A 17,536-nucleotide genomic window follows, 5' to 3' on the forward strand; every position below is an offset into this window, starting at 1 on the left:
GATCGGTGCCAATCGCTGGGTGCAACATGCAGGACGGTCGTTGAGTGACCGTTTGCGTACAGTCAGTTATAGGCCCAGGTCGGCGGTGCGCAGCCGTTGGGCCAACGCCGCGGGCCCGTCGAGCTGGACGCGGGCTACCCGCTGACGGCCGGAGAGGAACAGCACGAGTTCGCCGGGTGCCGCGACCAGTCGCAGCGGCTCGCCGCCCCGGCCGACGGAGAGCTGCCCGTGCCCGGGCGCCTGCACGTACACGTCGGCGGGGAACCGGCGCAACGCGAGCCGCGCCAGCGGGGCGGCCCGCCGCCAGAGCGCCGCCTGCAGCCCGGCGGCCAGGTCCCGGGGCGACCAGCCCGGCCGGCCCCGCCGGACGTCCTCGTGGTGGACGAAGAACTCCATCGTGTTGGCCAGCTCGTCGGTGAGCGGGTTGCTCACCGGGCTCCACACGGGCGGCCGGCGCACCTGGGCGACCAGATCGGCGAACGGACGGGCGGCGATCCGCCGGCGGACGCGCTCGGCGTACCCGCGCAGCGGCGGGAGCACGATGCCGCCGGCGGCGTCCGGGCGGCGCTCCCGCACCACGAGGTGCGCCGCCAGGTCCCGGGTCGACCAGCCCTCCGCCACGGTCGGCGCGTCCGGTCCGAGGGTCAGCAGGAGATCGGCCAGCGCCTCGCGCTCGGCTCGGGCGTACCGCGGCATGGCCCCAGGGTAGGCCCGGCGCGGCGGGGACGCGGCCCGCGCGCCGCCCGCGGTGTCCGCGTGACCGCCGACATATGCCGCCGGACGGCGGGGGCGGGCCCCGACCGGTAAGGATGGGGGAGATAATTTGCGCTTACGGCGGGGGAGAGCGTGGCGAGCGGAACGAATCGGGACGTGCTCGGTCGGGGGTTGGCGGTCCTCGGGCGGGCGATCCGGGAACAGCCACGCATCTTCGCGGTCGCGGTGACCGGCAGCGTGCTGTTCGGGCTCATGGTGATCGCGAGCGCCTACGTGGTGGGCGCCGTCGTGGGCGACGTGGTCGTCCCCGCGATCGAACGCGGCTCCGTCGCGACGGGCACGCTCGTGCTGGCCGCGACGGCCCTGTTCGGGATCAGCGTGCTGCGGGTGGTCGGCATCTTCGGCCGCCGGCTCGGGGCCGGCTACATGCAGTACCGGCTCCAGGCCGCGTACCGCCGGCGGGTCACCCGCCGTTACCTGGAGCTGCCGCTGGCCTGGCACCACCGCAACGCCACCGGCACCCTGCTGTCCAACGCGAACTCCGACGTGGAGGCCGCCTGGTACCCGATCGCGCCGCTGCCGTTCGCGGTCGGAACGCTGGTCATGCTGGTCGGCGCCGTCGCCTCGCTCTTCGTCACCGACTGGGCGCTGGCGCTCGTCGGGCTGGCCGTCTTCCCGGCCCTGTTCGCGCTGAACGTCGTCTACTCCCGCCGGATGGCGCCCCGGCAGGCCCGCGCCCAGCGGCTGCGGGCCGAGGTCAGCGGCATCGCCCACGAGAGCTTCGACGGCGCGCTCGTCGTCAAGACCATGGGTCGGGAGGCGCAGGAGACCGCCCGGTTCGCCGGCCGTGCCGGTGAGCTGCGGGACGCGCTCATCTCGGTCGGGCGGCTGCGCGGCGTCTTCGACCCGATGCTGGAGACCCTGCCGAGCCTCGGCACGCTCGCCGTGCTCGTGGTCGGCACGTTCCGGCTGCGGCAGGGCGCGATCGGCGTCGCCGACCTGGTGAGCGTGGCGTTCCTGTTCACCGTGCTGGCGTTCCCGGTGCGCGCGATCGGCTGGGTGCTCGCCGAACTGCCGCGCAGCGTCGCCGGCTGGGACCGGGTCCGGCGGGTGCTCGACGCCACCGGCGAGATGCCGTACGGAGACCGGGAGCTCGACCCGGCCACGCCGACCCCCGCCACGCTCGCCTTCCGCGACGTCTGCTTCGCGTACGAGCCGGCGGAGGCGCACCTGCCCGGCACCGAGGTGCTCGGCGAGGTCTCCTTCACGGTGCCGGCGGGCCGGACGGTCGCGCTGGTCGGGCCCACCGGCGCCGGCAAGTCGACGATCGCGTCCCTGGCCGTCCGGCTCGTCGACCCGCGCTCGGGGACGGTGACGCTCGACGGGGTGGACGTGCGCGACCTGACGGCCGCCTCGCTGGCCCGGACGGCGGCCCTCGTCGCCCAGGTGCCGTTCGTCTTCGACGACACCGTCCGCGCCAACATCACCCTGGACCGGCCGGGCATCAGCGACGACGACGTGTGGGCGGCGCTGCGGCTGGCCGAGGCGGACGGCTTCGTGGCGGCCCTGCCCGACGGGCTGGACACCATGGTCGGTGAGCGCGGCACCTCCCTCTCCGGCGGGCAGCGGCAGCGGCTCACGCTGGCCCGCGCGCTGGCCGGCCGGCCCCGGCTGCTGGTGCTCGACGACGCGACCAGCGCGGTCGACCCCCGGGTGGAGGCCGCCATCCTGGCCGGCCTGCGCGCGGCCGACCGGCCCGGCACGCCGCCCGCGTCGATCCTCGTGGTGGCGTACCGGCGGGCGACCATCGCGCTGGCCGACGAGGTGATCTACATCGAGCAGGGGCGCGTGGTGGCCCGGGGCACCCACGCGGAGCTGCTCGCCACCGTTCCCGGCTACGCGGACCTCGTCACCGCGTACGAGCAGGCCGAGGTGGAACGCGCCCAGGAACAGCCGTACGACGCCGAGGCGGATCCGCTGCACTCGGGCCTCGAAATGGAGGTGGACCGGTGAGTGCGACCGCGGAGCGGGACACGCCGCGACCGGAGGAGTCGGAGAGCACCTGGCGGACGCTGCGGCGCGGCCTCGCGCTCTCGCCGGAGCTGCGGACCGGCCTCATCGGCACGCTCGGCCTGGCGCTGGTCTACATGGTCGGCCGGGTGGCCGTGCCGGTCGCCGTCCAGCAGGGCATCGACAACGGCATCGTCGGTGGCCTCGACCTGGGCGTGGTCTGGACGGTGGTGGCCGCCGCGGCGGCGATCCTCGTGGTGACCACGCTCTGCGGCTACCTGATGATGCGCCGGCTGTTCACGGTGAGCGAGACGGCGCTGGCCGGTGTCCGCATCCGGGCGTTCCGGCACGTGCACGACCTGTCGATGCTGCACCAGCAGTCCGAGCGGCGGGGCTCGCTGGTGTCCCGGGTGACCAGCGACGTCGACCAGATCACCCAGTTCCTCCAGTGGGGCGGCGTGATCCTGCTGGTCAACCTCGGCCAGCTGGTCGTCACGACGCTCGTGATGCTCGCGTACTCCTGGCAGCTCACGCTCATGGTCTTCGCGGCCTTCCTGCCCGCCGTGTTCGTGATCCGGTGGCTGCAACGCCGCCTCGGCGCGGCCTACGGCGCGGTCCGCCAGCGCACCGGCGCCCTGCTCGGCGCGATCGCCGAGAGCGTCGTGGGCGCGCCGGTGATCCGGGCGTACGGGATCGCGGGGCGTACGGCGCGGCGGCTCGACGAGGCGATCGACGGGCAGCGCCTGGCGCAGCAGCGGGCGATCCGCATCAGCATCATGGGCAGCTCGGTGGGGGAGCTGGCGGCGGGTCTGGCGTTGGCCGGCGTGGTGGTGCTCGGGGTGGTCCTCGGTGTCGACGGGACCCTCAGCATCGGCCAGCTGACCGCGTTCCTCTTCCTGGTCACCCTGTTCATCCAGCCGGTGCAGATCGCCACCGAGGTGCTCAACGAGGCGCAGAACGCCATCGCGGGCTGGCGCCGGGTGCTGGACGTGCTGGACGTGGCGCCCGACGTGGCCGACCCGGGTGAGCAGGGTCGGGACCTGCCGCCCGGCCCGCTGGACATCCGGTTCGCCGGGGTGACCTTCGCCTACCCGGGTGGCCCGCCGGTGCTGCACGACATCGACGTGGAGATCCCGGCGAAGAGCCGGGTGGCGGTGGTCGGCGAGACGGGCAGCGGCAAGACGACGTTCGCGAAGCTGCTCACCCGGCTCATGGACCCGACGGCCGGCACGGTGCTGCTCTCCGGTGTGCCGCTGGATCAGGTCCGCTTCGCGTCGTTGCGCGCGCGGGTGGTGATGGTGCCGCAGGACGGCTTCCTGTTCGACGCCACGGTGGGGGAGAACGTCCGGTTCGCCCGCCCGGAGCTGACCGACGAGCAGCTCGTGACGGCGTTCACCGAGCTGGGGCTCGCCGACTGGCTCGACGGGCTGCCCGCGGGGCTCGACACCCCGGTGGGGGAGCGGGGCGAGGCGCTGAGCGTGGGGGAGCGGCAGCTCGTGGCGCTGGCGCGGGCGTACGTGGCGGATCCGGACCTGCTGGTGCTCGACGAGGCGACCAGCGCGGTCGACCCGGCCACCGAGGTGCGCCTGCAACGCACCCTGGACGCCGTCACCCGGGGCCGGACGACGCTGGCCATCGCCCACCGGCTCTCCACGGCCCAGGCCGCCGAAGAGGTGATCGTGGTCGACCGGGGCCGGATCGTGCAGCGCGGGCCGCACGACGAACTGGTCCGCGACCCGGAGTCGACCTACGGCCTGCTCTACGCGTCCTGGCTGGAACAGACCCGCTGACCCCCCCGCGATCTTGCAGTTTGTGCCCCGGCAAAAGCCCCGAACGCCGCGAATCGAGGGCACAAACTGCAAGATCGGCGCGGAGGCCGGCTCCGCGCGGGGGCGTCAGCGGGAGTAGAACTCCACGACGAGCTGCTCGTCGCAGATGACCGGCACCTCGTCGCGGGCCGGCTCGCGCAGCAGGGTGGCGCGCAGGCCGGTCAGGTCGACCGACAGGTACGGCTGGCCGGGCCCCTCACCCCGCTGGGCGCCGGCGGCGGCGAGCTGGAAGGGCAGCCGTTCGCGGCTGCGCTCGCGCACCCCGACGACCTGGCCGGGGCTCAGCCGGTACGACGGCCGGTCGACCTTGCGCCCGTCGACCGTGATGTGGCCGTGCGCGACCAGCTGGCGGGCCTGGTAGATGCTGCGGGCCAGGCCGGCGCGGTGCACCACGGCGTCGAGGCGCCGTTCGAGGAGCGCGACCAGGCGCTCGCCGGTCTTGCCGGTGCCCCGGGCCGCCTCGTCGAAGGCGCGACGGAGCTGGGTCTCGCTGACGTTGTACTGGTGGCGCAGGCGCTGCTTCTCCAGCAGCCGCACCTGGTAGTCCGACGTCTTGCGGCGCTGCCGCCCGTGCACGCCCGGCGGGTAGGGGCGGCGCTCGACGTACCGCACGCACTTGGCGGTCAGTGGGATGCCGAGGGCGCGGGAGAGCCGGGCCTTGGGCCGGGCGTGGTTCACGTGGACCTCTCCGTTCCGGTGCTCTAGGGTGCTACTTAGGTAAGCCTAACCTACTGAGGAGGTCGTGCCATGCGACCCAGCCCCGCGGAGACCGTCCGCACCCTCGTCGCGGGCCGGCTCCCCGGCCTCGTCCACCTGACGCACCGGCCCGGCCCGCACCACGTGCGGCACGTCACCGACCCGGACGGGCGGGTGCTGCTGCTCGTGCCGGTGGTCAGCGACCTCGCCGCGGCGCTGCGTCCCGGGCCGGGGGAGGAGGACGTGGCGGTCGTCCTCGACGTGCTCGACCTCCCACCCGCGGCCGGCGCGCCCAGCCTCGGCCGCGCCTGGGTCTCCGGCTGGGCCGGCGAGCTGCGCGGTGACGAGGCCCGCGCGGCGGCGCAGGACTTCGCGGCCGTCGACCCGACCGGCGACCTGCTCGACCTCGGCACCCGGTTCCGGATGTTCCGCTTCGAGGTGGTCGAGGCGCGCTGGGAACGCGGCGACACCGTCCGCCGCGTCGACCCCGAGGCGTACGCCGAGGCCGCGCCGGATCCGCTGCACGCCCTGGAGCCGGCGCTGCTGGCCGACCTCGCCGACCACCACGGCGACGAGGTGACCGCCTACCTGCGCCGGCAGCTCGGCCTGACCGGCGACGACCCCGCCGGCGCGCCGCGGGTGGTCCGGATCGACCGGCACGGCCTCGTCGTCGCGTACGGCCGGCCGGGCGCCCGGCGCCGGATCCGGCTGGCCTTCCCGGCCCCGGTGGCCGACCACGCCGAGCTGGCCCGCCTGCTGCACCCGATGATCTGCCCGCGCGCCGCCGCCGGCCCGGGCGGTCCCGCCTGACGTCAGGAACCGGCGGAATCACGCTGCGGCGGCAGGTCCCCCGTGATGTACCGCTGGATCGTCGGGCCCACGCTCGCCACCAGCGTCTCCGGGGCGGCGGAGGCGACCGGCTCCAGCCGGACGACGTACCGGATCATCGCCAGCCCGATCAGCTGGGTGGCCACGAGCGAACCGCGGAGCGGCAGCTCGGCCGGGGCGACGTCGAGGTGGTTCAGCACGCGGCGCAGCACCTGGGTCACGACGAACTCGCGCAGCAGCCGGGCCGTCCACTCGTTGCTGACCGCCGAGCGCAGCAGCGCCACACCGGCCGTGCCGGCGGGGGAGTCCCAGACCGCGAGGAAGGTGCGGACCAGCCGTTCGCCGATGCCCCCGGGGTCACCGGCGAGCACGGTCGGCAGCAGCTCCCGGGGGTCGACGGGCGCCTGCATGGCCGCCAGGAAGAGCTGGTCCTTGCTGCCGAAGTAGTGGTGCACCAGCGCCGGGTCCACGCCGGCCGTCCCGGCGATGGCCCGGATGGAGGCGGCGTCGAACCCCCGTTCGGCGAACGCGGCCCGCGCCGCGTCGAGGATCGCCTCCCGGGTGCCCGGGTTGCCGGGTCGCCGGCCGGTCCGCCGCGCCATCGCCGCCCTTCGCTCGTGCTCCACCGTCCCGGCCCGGTCTCCGATCCGGGCCGGCCCCGTCCGGGTCAGCCGCTGCGTCGCCGCAGCGTGGCCGCGGCGAGCACCAGCGCGAGCACCGCCGCCCCGGCGACCACCGCGACGTCGCGCCACATCGTGCCGGTCGGCTCGGCGTGCGCGCCGACCTCCTGCAACGCCTCGACGGCGTACGACAGCGGCAGCACGTCGCTGACCGCCTGGAGCCAGCCGGCCATCTCGCCGCGGGGCACGAACAGCCCGCAGAGCAGCAGTTGCGGGGCCACCACGACCGGCATGAACTGTACGGCCTGGAACTCGGTGCGGGCGAAGGCGCTGCAGAACAGCCCGAGGGCGACCGCCAGCACGGCGTTCAGCGCGGCGATCAGGATGACGAGCCCGCTGCCGCCGGCCGTGTCCAGGTCGAAGACCCAGTACGCCACGCCGGCCGCCACGGTGGCCTGCACGGCGCCGGCCAGTCCGAACGCGATGCCGTACCCGAACAGCAGGTCGGCCTTGGCCAGCGGCGTGGTGAGCAGGCGTTCCAGGGTGCCGGTGGTGCGCTCGCGCAGCATCGCGATGCTGGTGACCAGGAACATCACGATGAACGGGAAGAAGCCGAGCATCACGAGCGCGATGCGGTCGAACGTGGACGGCCCGCCGGGCGGGGCGGGCTGGTCGGCGTACATGTAGTAGACCAGCGTGAGCAGCAGCGTGGGCACCACCAGCAGCAGGGCCACGGTGCGCCGGTCGTGCCGCAGCTGGCGCAGGATGCGGCCGGTGGTGACCGCCAGGATCCTCGGGTTCACGACGTCTCCCCTCCGGCGGCGCCCGCCGGGCCGCCCGTGCCGGTCGCCACCGCGCCGCCCGTCTCGCTCGCCCGGATGAGGCGCAGGAACGCCTCGTCGAGGTCGGCCACCCCGGCGGCGGCGCGGATCGCGGCCGGGGTGTCGTCGGCGACGAGCCGTCCCTCGCGGATGAGCAGGAGCCGGTCGCACCGGGCCGCCTCGTCCATCACGTGGCTCGACACCAGCAGCGTCGCACCGGACGCCGCCAGCTCGTGGAAGCGGGCCCACAGGTCGGCCCGCAGCACCGGGTCCTGCCCCACGGTCGGCTCGTCGAGCACGATCAGCTCCGGCTCGCCGACCAGCGCGCAGGCCAGCGAGGCGCGGCTGCGCTGGCCGCCGGAGAGGGTGCCGACGAGCTGCCCCGCCGCCTCGCGCAGCCCCACGTCGGCCACCGCGCGGTCGGCGTCGGCCCGGCTGCGTCCGTGGAGGGCGGCGAAGTAGCGCGCGTTCTCCCGCACGGTGAGATCGGCGTAGACGCTGGGCGCCTGGGTCAGGTAGCCGACCCGGCGGCGCAGCTCGGGCGTGCCGGCCGGGCGACCCAGCACGGTGACCGTGCCGCCGTTGACGGTCTGCACGCCGACGACGGCCCGCATGAGCGTGGTCTTGCCGCTGCCGCTGGGCCCGAGCAGCCCGGCGACCACGCCGCGCGGCACGGCGCAGCTGACGCCGTGCAGCACACGTCGCCGCCCCCGATCGACGACCAGGTCGCGGAGCACGATCGCGTCGTCCATCGCCCCTCCTCGAACTCAACACCCGTTGAACTCAACGCTAGTTGAGTTCTCCGCCCCGGCGCAACAGCGGAGGGCCAGGAGCGCGGTGCTGAGGGCGGCGAATGCGATGGTTCGGGCAGTAGCCGCTGACCGGACAGTCGGTCAATCATCGGACATTGCCCCTTGATCGGGGCGTACGGCACGATGGGGTCGTGAGTCACGCTCCGCTACCGGACGCCGGATTCCTCGACGACTGGGCCGCCCGGCTGCGTGAGTTCGCCGACCGGCCCGTCGTCGGCATCATGCTGCGCGGCAGCCACGCACGCCGGGCCGCCACCGCGCACAGCGACGTGGACCTCGACGTGCTGGTGGGCGGTGCGCCGTACGCGGCGCGGCGGGCGTACCTGGCCCGCACCCCCGGCCGGCTGACCCACGTGTCGGTGGCGGCCCGCGACGTCCACTCGTGGGTGGCGCACCTGGGCGAGCCGGCCGACTGGGCGTTCGGTCTGCCCGTCCTGGCGCCGGCCCGGCTGCTGTGGGCCGACGCGCACTGGCGGCCGCGGATCGACCTGCCGGTGCTCTGCCAGCCGGCCGGCGAACCGCAACTGGAGGAGCTGATCGCCACCCTCGGCAAGACCGCCGGGGCGCGGGCGGCCGATGACCACCTCGGCGTCCGTCTCGCCGCCGCCGACCTGGCCCGGCTGTGCCCGTCCGTGCTGCGGCTGGCCAACCCGTCGGTGCGGGTGGCCTCCCGCCGGGCGGCCTTCGCCGCCGCGCTGAACCTGCCGGTCGCCCCGCCCGGCTACCGGGAGGACATGCTGCTCTGCCTCGGCCTGCGCCCCGGCGCCCCGGGCCAGCTCTGGGCCGCGGCCGTGCGGCTGGTCACCGGCACGCTGCCGCTCATCCGCCCGTACGCCGCCGAGGTCGCCGGCACCGCCGGGTCAGACCTGGCCGAGGCGCTGCTCGACGGGCGGCTGGACCGCTACGTCGCCCAGCTCGCCGGGCCGCCAACCGCCCCACCGGGCCCGCGGCGGGAGCCGTCTCCGGTGCCCGCACCGCGTGCGGGAGAATGGCTCACTGTGCCCGTACCTGACGCGCCGATGACCGGCGCCCCCACCTCCGCGGGCGAGCCGCCGGTCTCCGGCCCGGCCCGCCCGTCCCGGCTCGACCCGGCCATCGCGGCCCGGTTGCGGCGCACCGCCGACGGCCTGGTGGCGGCCGTCGTACGCCAGCACGACTCCGGCGAGGTGCTCATGGTCGCCTGGATGGACGACGAGGCGCTGCACCGTACGCTCACCACCGGCCGGGCCACCTACTGGTCCCGCAGCCGGCAGGAGTACTGGGTGAAGGGGGCCACCTCGGGGCACCACCAGTACGTCCGCTCGGTCGCCCTGGACTGCGACGGTGACGCGGTGCTCGTGAGCGTCGACCAGGTCGGCGCCGCCTGCCACACCGGCCACCGCACCTGCTTCTTCGACGAGCTGCCGGTCACCGGCGCGGACGCGCCGTGAGCGCGCGGCGGGGGTGGTCATGACCGACGGCACGGTGAGCCCGGACCCGGCGACCTTCACGGAGCTGGCCGGCCGCTGGCGGGTGGTGCCCGTGACGCGGCGGCTGCTCGCCGACGCGGAGACGCCGGTCGGCGTCTACCGCAAGCTGGCCGGCGGCCCCGGCACGTTCCTGCTGGAGTCGGCCGAGCAGGGCGCCGGGGCGACCGGGATGGCGTGGTCGCGCTACTCGTTCATCGGCGTCCGCAGCAGCGCCACCCTCGTCGAACGGGACGGCGCCGCCGCCTGGCTCGGGCAGCCCCCGGCCGGGCTGCCCACCGGCGGTGACCCGGTCGAGGCGCTGCGTGAGACGGTGGCCGCCCTCGCCGGCCCGGCCTGGGATCCGGCCAGCGGGATGCCGCCGCTGACCGGGGGCATGGTCGGCTACCTCGGCTACGACCTGGTACGCCGTTTCGAGCGGCTGCCCGAGCTGACCGAGGACGACCTCGGCGTGCCCGAGCTGGGCATGATGCTCGCCACCGACCTGGTGGTGCTCGACCACTACGACGGCTCGGCGATCCTGGTGGCCAACGCCGTCCTGCCTCCGCTCGACGAGCCCGACCGGGCCGCGCGCGTCGCCGCCGCGTACCACCACGCGGTCGGCCGGCTCGACGCCATGACCACCGCGTTGTCCCGGCCCATCCCGCCGATGATCTCGACGGTGGACCGGCCGCCGGCCGGCGAGGTGGTCGGGCGTACGCCGGAGGGGGGCTACCCGAAGGCGGTGGAGGCGGCCAAGGAGGCGATCCGGGCCGGCGAGTGCTTCCAGATCGTGCTGTCCCAGCGCTTCGAGCGGCCCACCCACGCCGACCCGCTGGACGTCTACCGGGTGCTGCGCACCACCAACCCGAGCCCGTACATGTACCTGCTGCGGTTCGACGGCTTCGACATCGTCGGATCCTCGCCCGAGGCGCACCTGAAGGTGACCACCGAGGGGGACGGCCGGCGGCGCGCGCTGCTGCACCCCATCGCCGGCACCCGCCCGCGTGGCGGCACCCCGGCGGCCGACGCCCGCCTCGCGGCCGAACTGCTGGCCGACCCGAAGGAGCGCGCCGAGCACGTCATGCTCGTCGACCTGGGCCGCAACGACCTGGGCCGGGTCTGCCGGCCGGGCACCGTCGAGGTGCCGGAGTTCGCCACCATCGAGCGGTACAGCCACGTCATGCACATCGTCTCGACGGTGGTCGGCACGCTGCGGGAGGACCGCACCGCGTTCGACGCGCTGGCCGCGACGTTCCCGGCCGGCACCCTCTCCGGCGCCCCGAAGGTGCGCGCCATGGAGATCATCGAGGAGCTGGAGCCGGTGCGGCGGGGCATCTACGGCGGCACGGTGGGCTACTTCGGCTTCGGCGGGGACCTCGACATGGCCATCGCCATCCGGACCGCGCTGATCCGCGAGGGCCGGGCGTACGTGCAGGCCGGAGCGGGGGTGGTGGCCGACTCCGACCCGCACGCCGAGGACCAGGAGACCCGCAACAAGGCCGCCGCGGTGCTGGCGGCCATCGCCGCGGCCGAGACGCTGAGGGCGGCCCGGTGAGCGCGCAGGCGAGCCGCGCCGCCGCGGACGAGAGGCGGGCGGGGTGAGCGAGGAGCGCAGCGCCGCCGAGCCGCGCCGCGGCGAGCGGGAGGCGGGCCCGGCCGTCGCGGGGCGGCGGCAGTTGACGTACGCCGTGCTGCTCAGCCTCGCCGGCGCGGGCCTGGCGCTCTGGGCGGCGACCCGGAGCTGGTCGGTGGAGCTGGCCGTACGCCCGGCGCCGTTGCCCCCGGAGCGGACGACCCGCAGCGGCGCCGCCCTGCTGCCGTGGCTGCCGGCGCTGGCCCTGGTGGGCCTGGCCGGCGGCGGCGCGGTGCTGGCCACCCGTGGGCGGGTGCGCCAGGTCCTCGGCGCGCTGCTCGCGCTGCTGGGGCTGGCGGTGGCGGCCGGCGGCGGCTACGGCCTCGTGGCGGATTTCGGGGGCGCCGTGAGCCGGCAGTGGCCGGCGGTGTGCCTGGCCGGCGGCGTGCTCGCCGCGGCGGGCGGGCTGCTGACGGCGCTGCGGGGACGCGGCTGGCCCGGGATGGGAGCGCGGTACGAGCGGCCGGCCCGGACCGGGGCGCCCACCGGGGAGCCCGCGGGCGGCCCGGTGGACGGCCGGCGCACCACCGAGGCGTGGGACGCGCTGGACCGGGGCGAGGACCCGACGGTCAGCTGACCGGCTGCCGCTCCCGCTGTCGCCGGGCCGCGGCGAGTTCGGCGACCAGGCGGTCCAGCTCGGCGCGCCGGTCGGCGCGGGCCCGGTCGGCGCAGACCGCCTCCCAGGCGTTGCCGCGCGCCGTGCGCATCCGTGCCTCGCCGACGACCGCGCGCTCGACCGTGTGCACCACGCCGACGGCGAGGGAGGCGACGGTGCGCGAGATGGTCGTCAGGCCGATGCTCGGGTTCGGACCGGCTGTGCTCATGGCTCACTCCGCACGAGGAGGTTGGCGATGGTGGGCAGGCGCGTCATCGAGTCTGCCCGACGTCGATGCTCGCCGACTCACGTTTCGCCGTGGTGTCCGTCGCATCAACGCTGCCGCGACGGCCGGCACCAGGGCAGGGCCGTCAGTCCTTGAGCTTGCTCACAGCATCGACGAGCATCATTGGAGGTGTTCCGGCGGTCGACGCCGGTGCGGTCCGGGCGGGTTCGCCGGGTGCCCGCCCGGGCGGGAGGTGGCGCTGCGTGACGTCCTCTTCACGGCAGGTCGGCCATTATGCCGCAGGCCGTTTCGTGAGCAGCGCCATACCCCCACCACCTGGCGTCGGGTGGCGCCACCTAGCATCGGCCCATGACACCCGGAGAGGGGAGTCCGTTGGTGACTGCTGAGCATGCGCACGCGGAGGGGGACGAGGCCGCTTCGGCGGCACCCGCAAGCGTGCTCGACGAGATCCTGGCCGGGGTGCGCGAGGACGTCGCCCGCCGGCAGGAGCAGGTTCCGCTGGAGCGGATCCGGGAGCTGGCCGCCGCCGCGCCGCCGCCCCTGGACGCGTACGCGGCCCTGCGCCGGCCCGGCGTCGCGGTGATCGCCGAGGTGAAGCGTTCCTCGCCGTCGAAGGGCCGCCTCGCGGAGATCGCCGACCCCGCCGACCTGGCCGGCGAGTACGCGGCCGGTGGCGCGCGGGCGATCAGCGTACTGACCGAGGGGCGCTGGTTCGGCGGGTCGCTGGACGACCTGGCCGCGGTGCGCGCCGCGGTGCGGGTGCCCGTGCTGCGCAAGGACTTCGTGGTCTCCAGCTACCAGGTCCACGAGGCGCGGGCGCACGGCGCCGACCTGGTGCTGCTGATCGTCGCCGCGCTGGAGCAGAACGCGCTCGTCGGGCTGCTGGAGCGCATCGAGTCGCTCGGCATGACCGCGCTGGTCGAGGTGCACGACGAGGAGGAGGCCGACCGGGCCCTGGAGGCCGGCGCCCAGGTCATCGGCGTCAACGCCCGCGACCTGCGTACCCTTGAGGTCGACCGCTCGGTGTTCGAGCGGATCGCGCCCGGCCTGCCCAGCAGCGTCGTGAAGATCGCCGAGTCCGGCGTGCGCGGCCCGCACGACCTCATCCGGTACGCCTCCGCCGGGGCCGACGCGGTCCTGGTCGGCGAGGGACTGGTCACCCAGAAGAGTCCCCGGGAGGCGGTGGCCGAGCTGGTCAACGCCGGCAACCACCCGGCGACGCCCCGTCCGGTGCGCTGACCCCGCGCCGGCCCGCCAGCAGCGAGAGGACTTCCCCGATGAGCGACGCGCCGGCCCCCACCGGCCTCCAGCCCGACGCCGCCGGTCACTTCGGCCGCTTCGGCGGGCGGTTCGTGCCCGAGGCGCTCGTGGCCGCGCTCGACGAGCTGTCCGAGGCGCACCGCACCGCCATGGCCGACGAGTCGTTCCGGGCCGAGTTCGAGGCCCTGCTGCGCGACTACGCCGGCACCCCCTCGATGCTCTACCCGGCGCAGCGGCTCTCCGCGAAGCTCGGCGCGCGGGTGCTGCTCAAGCGGGAGGACCTGAACCACACGGGCGCGCACAAGGTGCGCAACGTGCTCGGCCAGGCGCTGCTCACCAAGCGGATGGGCAAGACCCGGGTCATCGCGGAGACCGGCGCCGGGCAGCACGGGGTGGCCGCCGCCACCGCGGCCGCGCTGTTCGACCTCGAGTGCGTGGTGTACATGGGCGAGGTGGACACGCAGCGGCAGGCGCTGAACGTGGCCCGCATGCGGATGCTGGGCGCCACCGTCGTCCCGGTGACCACCGGCTCCCGCACGCTCAAGGACGCCATGAACGAGGCGATGCGGGACTGGGTCGCCAACGTCGGCGACACCCACTACCTGATCGGCACCGCCGCCGGGCCGCACCCGTTCCCGGCCATGGTGCGCGACTTCGTCCGGGGCATCGGCGACGAGGCCCGCCAGCAGTGCCTCGACCTGACCGGCGCCCTGCCCGACGCCGTGGCCGCGTGCGTCGGCGGCGGCTCCAACGCGCTGGGCATCTTCCACGCCTTCGTCGGCGACCCGGACGTGCGGCTGTACGGCTTCGAGGCCGGCGGCGACGGCGTGGCGACGGGCCGGCACGCGGCCAGCATCACCGGCGGGTCGGTGGGCGTGCTGCACGGCACCCGGACGTACGTGCTCCAGGACGCCGACGGGCAGACGGTCGAGTCGCACTCGATCTCCGCGGGCCTGGACTATCCGGGCGTCGGGCCGGAGCACTCCTGGCTGCACGACACCGGCCGGGCGACGTACCTGCCGGTCACCGATGACGAGGCGATGGCCGCGTTCGAACTGCTGTGCCGCACCGAGGGCATCATCCCGGCCATCGAGAGCTCCCACGCGCTCGCCGGGGCCGCCGCGATCGCCCCGAAGCTCGCCGCCGAGCTGGGTCGGGAGCCCACCATCGTCGTCAACCTCTCCGGCCGGGGTGACAAGGACGTGCACACCGCCGGCCGGTACTTCGGGATCCTCGACAGGGAGCAGTGATGAGCCGGATCGGGGTCGCCTTCGACAAGGCGCGCGCGGAGGGGCGGGCGCTGCTGGTGGGCTGCATGCCGGCCGGTTTCCCCACGGTCGAGGGCAGCATCGCGGCGATGACCGCCATGGTCGAGGCCGGGGTCGACGTGATCGAGGTGGAGATCCCGTACTCCGACCCGGTCATGGACGGGCCGGTCATCCAGAAGGCCAGCGACATCGCGCTGGCCGGCGGCGTCCGCACGGCCGACACGCTGCGCATCATCGAGGCGGTCGCGGTCACCGGCGCGCCGGTGGTCACCATGACCTACTGGAACCCGATCGAGCGGTACGGGGTCGACGCGTTCGCGCGTGACCTGGACGCCGCCGGGGGCACCGGCCTCATCACTCCCGACCTCATCCCCGAGGAGGCCGACGAGTGGCTCGCCGCCTCGGACGCGTACGGGCTGGACCGGACGTTCCTGGTCGCCCCGTCCTCGACCGACGCGCGGCTGGCCATGACCGTCGAGCACTGCCGGGGGTTCGTCTACGCCACCGCGATCATGGGCGTCACCGGGGCGCGTGAGCGCACCTCCGACGCGGCCCCCGTCCTGGTCTCCCGGGTCCGGGCGGTCACCGACCTGCCGGTCGGCGTCGGGCTCGGCGTCGGCACCGGCGCGCAGGCCGGCACGGTCGGCGGGTACGCCGACGGCGTGATCGTGGGCAGTGCGCTCGTCCGCTGCGTGCTCGACGCGCCGAACGAGGCCGCCGGCCTGGCCGCCCTGCGCACCCTGAGCGCGGAGCTGGCCGAGGGCGTCCGCACCCCCCGCCCCTGACCCCCACCCCGGCCCCAGACCCCCGCGCCCGGCCCTCAGACCCCCGCGCCCCGGCCTAGACCCGCCCGGGCCCCCGCGCCCCGGCCCCCACCCCCGCGATCTTGCACTTCTGGCCCCCGAGACGCGGCTTTTGCCCATAGTCGTCCGGGCGGAAAGTGCAAGATCGCGGAGAACTGTGGTGCGGGTCAGGGTTTCGGGGCGCTGTGGGGGGTGGGCGGGTCGGCGCGTTGTTCCGGCGGGCGAGGACTTGGCGCCACGGTGCGCAGCACGCCCGAGCGGCCGGACAGCGCGTCGGCGAGGGCCGCCCGGGTGGTCGGCGTGAGCGCGCCGGGCAGCGCGGCCGGGTCGTGCCAGGAGAGCCGGCAGCCGCCCACCGGCGCCCCCGCCGGCGCAGAACCGTGTGCCCGGGCCCGGAAGACGTGCACCAGGACGTCGGGCAGCGGCCCGACCCGCCCGGGCGGCGGCACGGCCGCCGGCGCCGGACCGCTCAGGTGGTACAGGCCGACCAGGTCGACGACCTCGACCTCCCAGCCGGTCTCGGCGCGGATGTCCCGCAGCGCGGCCGGTAGCGGGCTCTCCGCCCGGCGCAGCCGGCCCCCGGGCAGCGCGTAGCGGCGCTCGCCGCGGCCCTGCCGGCAGAGCAGCACCCGGCCGGCGTCGTCGGTGACGACCGCGGCCACCGCCCAGGTGAGCGCGCCCATGGACAAAGAGCGTACGGCGGTGCAAACCAGAAGTCACCGCGCCGGCCCGCGCGCCGGGCCGGGGTGCCGCCGACCGGCCCGTCGGCGGTAGCGTGTGCAACCGTGACTCTCGCCTCGCTGTCCCCCCAGGCGGCCCTGCCCAGTCCCACCACCGCCGTCTGGCAGCTCGGGCCGTTGCCGGTCCGGGCGTACGCAATCTGCATCATCGTCGGCATCGTGGTGGCCTGCCTGGTGACCGAGTACCGCCTGCGCCAGCGCGGGGTCGCACCCGGCGCGGTCCTCGACCTCGCCGTCTGGGCGGTGCCGGCCGGCATCATCGGCGCCCGGATCTACCACGTGGTCACCTCACCGGAGAAGTACTTCGGCACCGGGGGCGACCCGATGAAGGCGTTCGCCATCTGGGAGGGCGGTCTCGGCATCTGGGGCGCGGTCGCCGGCGGCGCGCTCGGCGCGTGGCTGGGCGCCCGGCAGCTCGGCATCCCGCTCACGGTGGTGGCCGACGCGCTGGCGCCGGGGCTGCCGCTCGCGCAGGCCATCGGCCGGCTGGGCAACTGGTTCAACAACGAGCTGTTCGGCGGCCGGACCACCCTGCCGTGGGGCCTGGAGATCCACCGGATGGACCCGGACAACCCGGGCCACGCCCTGCGCGACGACACCGGCCAGCCGATCCTCGAACCGGGCCTCTACCACCCGACGTTCGCGTACGAGGCGCTGTGGAACATCGGCGTCGCGGCGCTGGTCTTCGTGCTCGACCGTAAGCTGCGCTTCGGCCGGGGCCGGGCCTTCGCGCTCTACGTCATGGGCTACACGGCGGGCCGGTTCTGGATCGAGCTGATGCGCACCGACGAGGCGAACACGATCCTCGGCGTACGGCTCAACGTGTGGACGGCCGGACTGGTCTTCCTCGGCGCGCTCGTCTACTTCCTGCGCGTGCGCGGCCCCCGCGAGTACGTGGTCCCGCTGGCCGCCGAGGCCCCGGCCGCTCCGGCCGCCCCGGCCGAGTCCGACGTGTCCCAGGTCGACCTGTCCGCCCGCGAGGCCGGGGCTCGCCCCGCCGTGCCGGAGGGCTACCGGGTCGTCGACGAGGAGCAGTTCCGCGCGTACCGCGAGACCGGTGTGCTCCCCGCCGAGCCGGCCGCCGACGCCCCGGAGACCGCCGCGGCGGCCGACCGGGCCGACGCCGACGCGGCGAGCGGCGACACCGAGCCGGCGCGGGACGACCGGGCGGGTGCGACCGGCACCGGCACGGCCGACCGCGAGAGCTGACGG

The 17,536-nt window shown here is 75.4% G+C and carries 17 protein-coding genes and 1 pseudogene; 11 read left to right on the plus strand and 7 right to left on the minus strand.

What is annotated here, in order from left to right; genetic code table 11:
- Positions 1 to 66: 66 nt before the first annotated feature.
- On the minus strand, positions 67 to 696 hold the full coding sequence (locus OG994_RS02395; protein ID WP_120327282.1) for a TIGR03085 family metal-binding protein: 630 nt from the start codon (positions 694 to 696) through the stop codon (positions 67 to 69).
- Between the two features lie 150 nt (positions 697 to 846).
- On the opposite strand from OG994_RS02395, the gene OG994_RS02400 reads away from it, so the two are divergent.
- Together OG994_RS02400 and OG994_RS02405 are read left to right on the plus strand one after the other, a co-directional pair.
- Positions 847 to 2,727, plus strand: a complete 1,881-nt coding sequence (locus tag OG994_RS02400) for an ABC transporter ATP-binding protein (RefSeq protein ID WP_120327283.1) — start codon at positions 847 to 849, stop codon at positions 2,725 to 2,727.
- Complete coding sequence (locus tag OG994_RS02405; protein WP_328852062.1) at positions 2,724 to 4,514, plus strand: ABC transporter ATP-binding protein; 1,791 nt, start codon at positions 2,724 to 2,726, stop codon at positions 4,512 to 4,514. The genes OG994_RS02400 and OG994_RS02405 overlap by 4 nt, the downstream gene beginning before the upstream one ends.
- 105 nt (positions 4,515 to 4,619) lie before the next feature.
- Here OG994_RS02405 and rpsD read toward each other — a convergent pair whose 3' ends face one another.
- On the minus strand, positions 4,620 to 5,231 hold the full coding sequence (gene rpsD, locus OG994_RS02410; RefSeq protein ID WP_120327285.1) for a 30S ribosomal protein S4: 612 nt from the start codon (positions 5,229 to 5,231) through the stop codon (positions 4,620 to 4,622).
- A 69-nt stretch (positions 5,232 to 5,300) separates the two neighbouring features.
- Here rpsD and OG994_RS02415 point away from each other — a divergent pair, with 69 nt between their 5' ends.
- Positions 5,301 to 6,059: a DUF2470 domain-containing protein gene (locus OG994_RS02415; protein ID WP_328852063.1), complete on the plus strand. Its 759-nt coding sequence runs from the start codon at positions 5,301 to 5,303 to the stop codon at positions 6,057 to 6,059.
- Positions 6,060 to 6,061: 2 nt separating this feature from the next.
- On the opposite strand, the gene OG994_RS02420 is transcribed toward OG994_RS02415, so the two are convergent.
- The 3 genes from OG994_RS02420 to OG994_RS02430 all read right to left on the minus strand — a co-directional run bounded on the left by OG994_RS02420 (position 6,062) and on the right by OG994_RS02430 (position 8,270).
- Positions 6,062 to 6,679, minus strand: coding sequence for a TetR/AcrR family transcriptional regulator (locus OG994_RS02420; RefSeq protein ID WP_120327287.1), 618 nt, complete (start codon positions 6,677 to 6,679; stop codon positions 6,062 to 6,064).
- A 65-nt stretch (positions 6,680 to 6,744) separates the two neighbouring features.
- A complete protein-coding gene (locus OG994_RS02425; RefSeq protein ID WP_120327288.1) occupies positions 6,745 to 7,500 on the minus strand; it encodes an ABC transporter permease in 756 nt (251 codons plus the stop codon).
- The gene (locus OG994_RS02430) at positions 7,497 to 8,270 is read right to left on the minus strand and encodes an ABC transporter ATP-binding protein (protein WP_120327289.1); all 774 of its coding nucleotides are present in this window, start codon (positions 8,268 to 8,270) and stop codon (positions 7,497 to 7,499) included. Before OG994_RS02430 ends, OG994_RS02425 begins: the two co-directional genes overlap by 4 nt.
- A 281-nt stretch (positions 8,271 to 8,551) precedes the next feature.
- Between OG994_RS02430 and OG994_RS02435 the strand changes: the two are divergent.
- From OG994_RS02435 to OG994_RS02450, 4 genes and pseudogenes are all read left to right on the plus strand, one after another.
- Positions 8,552 to 9,148, plus strand: a pseudogene (locus OG994_RS02435) (phosphoribosyl-AMP cyclohydrolase); the annotation flags it as partial.
- Positions 9,149 to 9,328: 180 nt separating this feature from the next.
- On the plus strand, positions 9,329 to 9,760 hold the full coding sequence (hisI, locus tag OG994_RS02440) for a phosphoribosyl-AMP cyclohydrolase (RefSeq protein ID WP_120327425.1): 432 nt from the start codon (positions 9,329 to 9,331) through the stop codon (positions 9,758 to 9,760).
- A 19-nt stretch (positions 9,761 to 9,779) separates the two neighbouring features.
- Complete coding sequence (locus OG994_RS02445) at positions 9,780 to 11,333, plus strand: anthranilate synthase component I (protein WP_120327290.1); 1,554 nt, start codon at positions 9,780 to 9,782, stop codon at positions 11,331 to 11,333.
- Positions 11,334 to 11,454: 121 nt separating this feature from the next.
- Positions 11,455 to 11,988 (plus strand): Trp biosynthesis-associated membrane protein, encoded by a 534-nt coding sequence (locus OG994_RS02450; RefSeq protein WP_328853643.1) that lies wholly within the window; start codon positions 11,455 to 11,457, stop codon positions 11,986 to 11,988.
- Here the strand turns inward: OG994_RS02450 and OG994_RS02455 are convergent.
- Complete coding sequence (locus OG994_RS02455; RefSeq protein ID WP_120327292.1) at positions 11,981 to 12,235, minus strand: hypothetical protein; 255 nt, start codon at positions 12,233 to 12,235, stop codon at positions 11,981 to 11,983. The two genes, OG994_RS02450 and OG994_RS02455, sit on opposite strands and share 8 nt — an antisense overlap.
- Before the next feature lie 453 nt (positions 12,236 to 12,688).
- Between OG994_RS02455 and trpC the strand changes: the two genes are divergently transcribed.
- From trpC to trpA, 3 genes are read left to right on the plus strand one after another with little or no spacing between them, the layout of a single operon-like run.
- Positions 12,689 to 13,492 carry an indole-3-glycerol phosphate synthase TrpC gene (gene trpC / locus OG994_RS02460; RefSeq protein WP_192902079.1) on the plus strand — a complete coding sequence of 268 codons (804 nt, stop codon included), beginning with the start codon at positions 12,689 to 12,691 and terminating at the stop codon, positions 13,490 to 13,492.
- Positions 13,493 to 13,530: 38 nt separating this feature from the next.
- Positions 13,531 to 14,763 carry a tryptophan synthase subunit beta gene (gene trpB / locus OG994_RS02465; protein WP_120327294.1) on the plus strand — a complete coding sequence of 411 codons (1,233 nt, stop codon included), beginning with the start codon at positions 13,531 to 13,533 and terminating at the stop codon, positions 14,761 to 14,763.
- Positions 14,763 to 15,566: a tryptophan synthase subunit alpha gene (gene trpA / locus OG994_RS02470; protein ID WP_328852064.1), complete on the plus strand. Its 804-nt coding sequence runs from the start codon at positions 14,763 to 14,765 to the stop codon at positions 15,564 to 15,566. The genes trpB and trpA overlap by 1 nt, the downstream gene beginning before the upstream one ends.
- Before the next feature lie 185 nt (positions 15,567 to 15,751).
- Here the strand turns inward: trpA and OG994_RS02475 are convergent, their stop codons facing one another.
- Positions 15,752 to 16,267: an NUDIX hydrolase gene (locus tag OG994_RS02475; protein ID WP_328852065.1), complete on the minus strand. Its 516-nt coding sequence runs from the start codon at positions 16,265 to 16,267 to the stop codon at positions 15,752 to 15,754.
- A gap of 102 nt (positions 16,268 to 16,369) precedes the next feature.
- Here OG994_RS02475 and lgt point away from each other — a divergent pair, with 102 nt between their 5' ends.
- Positions 16,370 to 17,533, plus strand: coding sequence for a prolipoprotein diacylglyceryl transferase (lgt, locus tag OG994_RS02480; RefSeq protein WP_328852066.1), 1,164 nt, complete (start codon positions 16,370 to 16,372; stop codon positions 17,531 to 17,533).
- The last annotated feature ends 3 nt before the right edge of the window (positions 17,534 to 17,536 follow it).

This window comes from Micromonospora globbae, from assembly GCF_036184225.1.
Classification (GTDB): Bacteria; Actinomycetota; Actinomycetes; order Mycobacteriales; family Micromonosporaceae; genus Micromonospora; species Micromonospora globbae.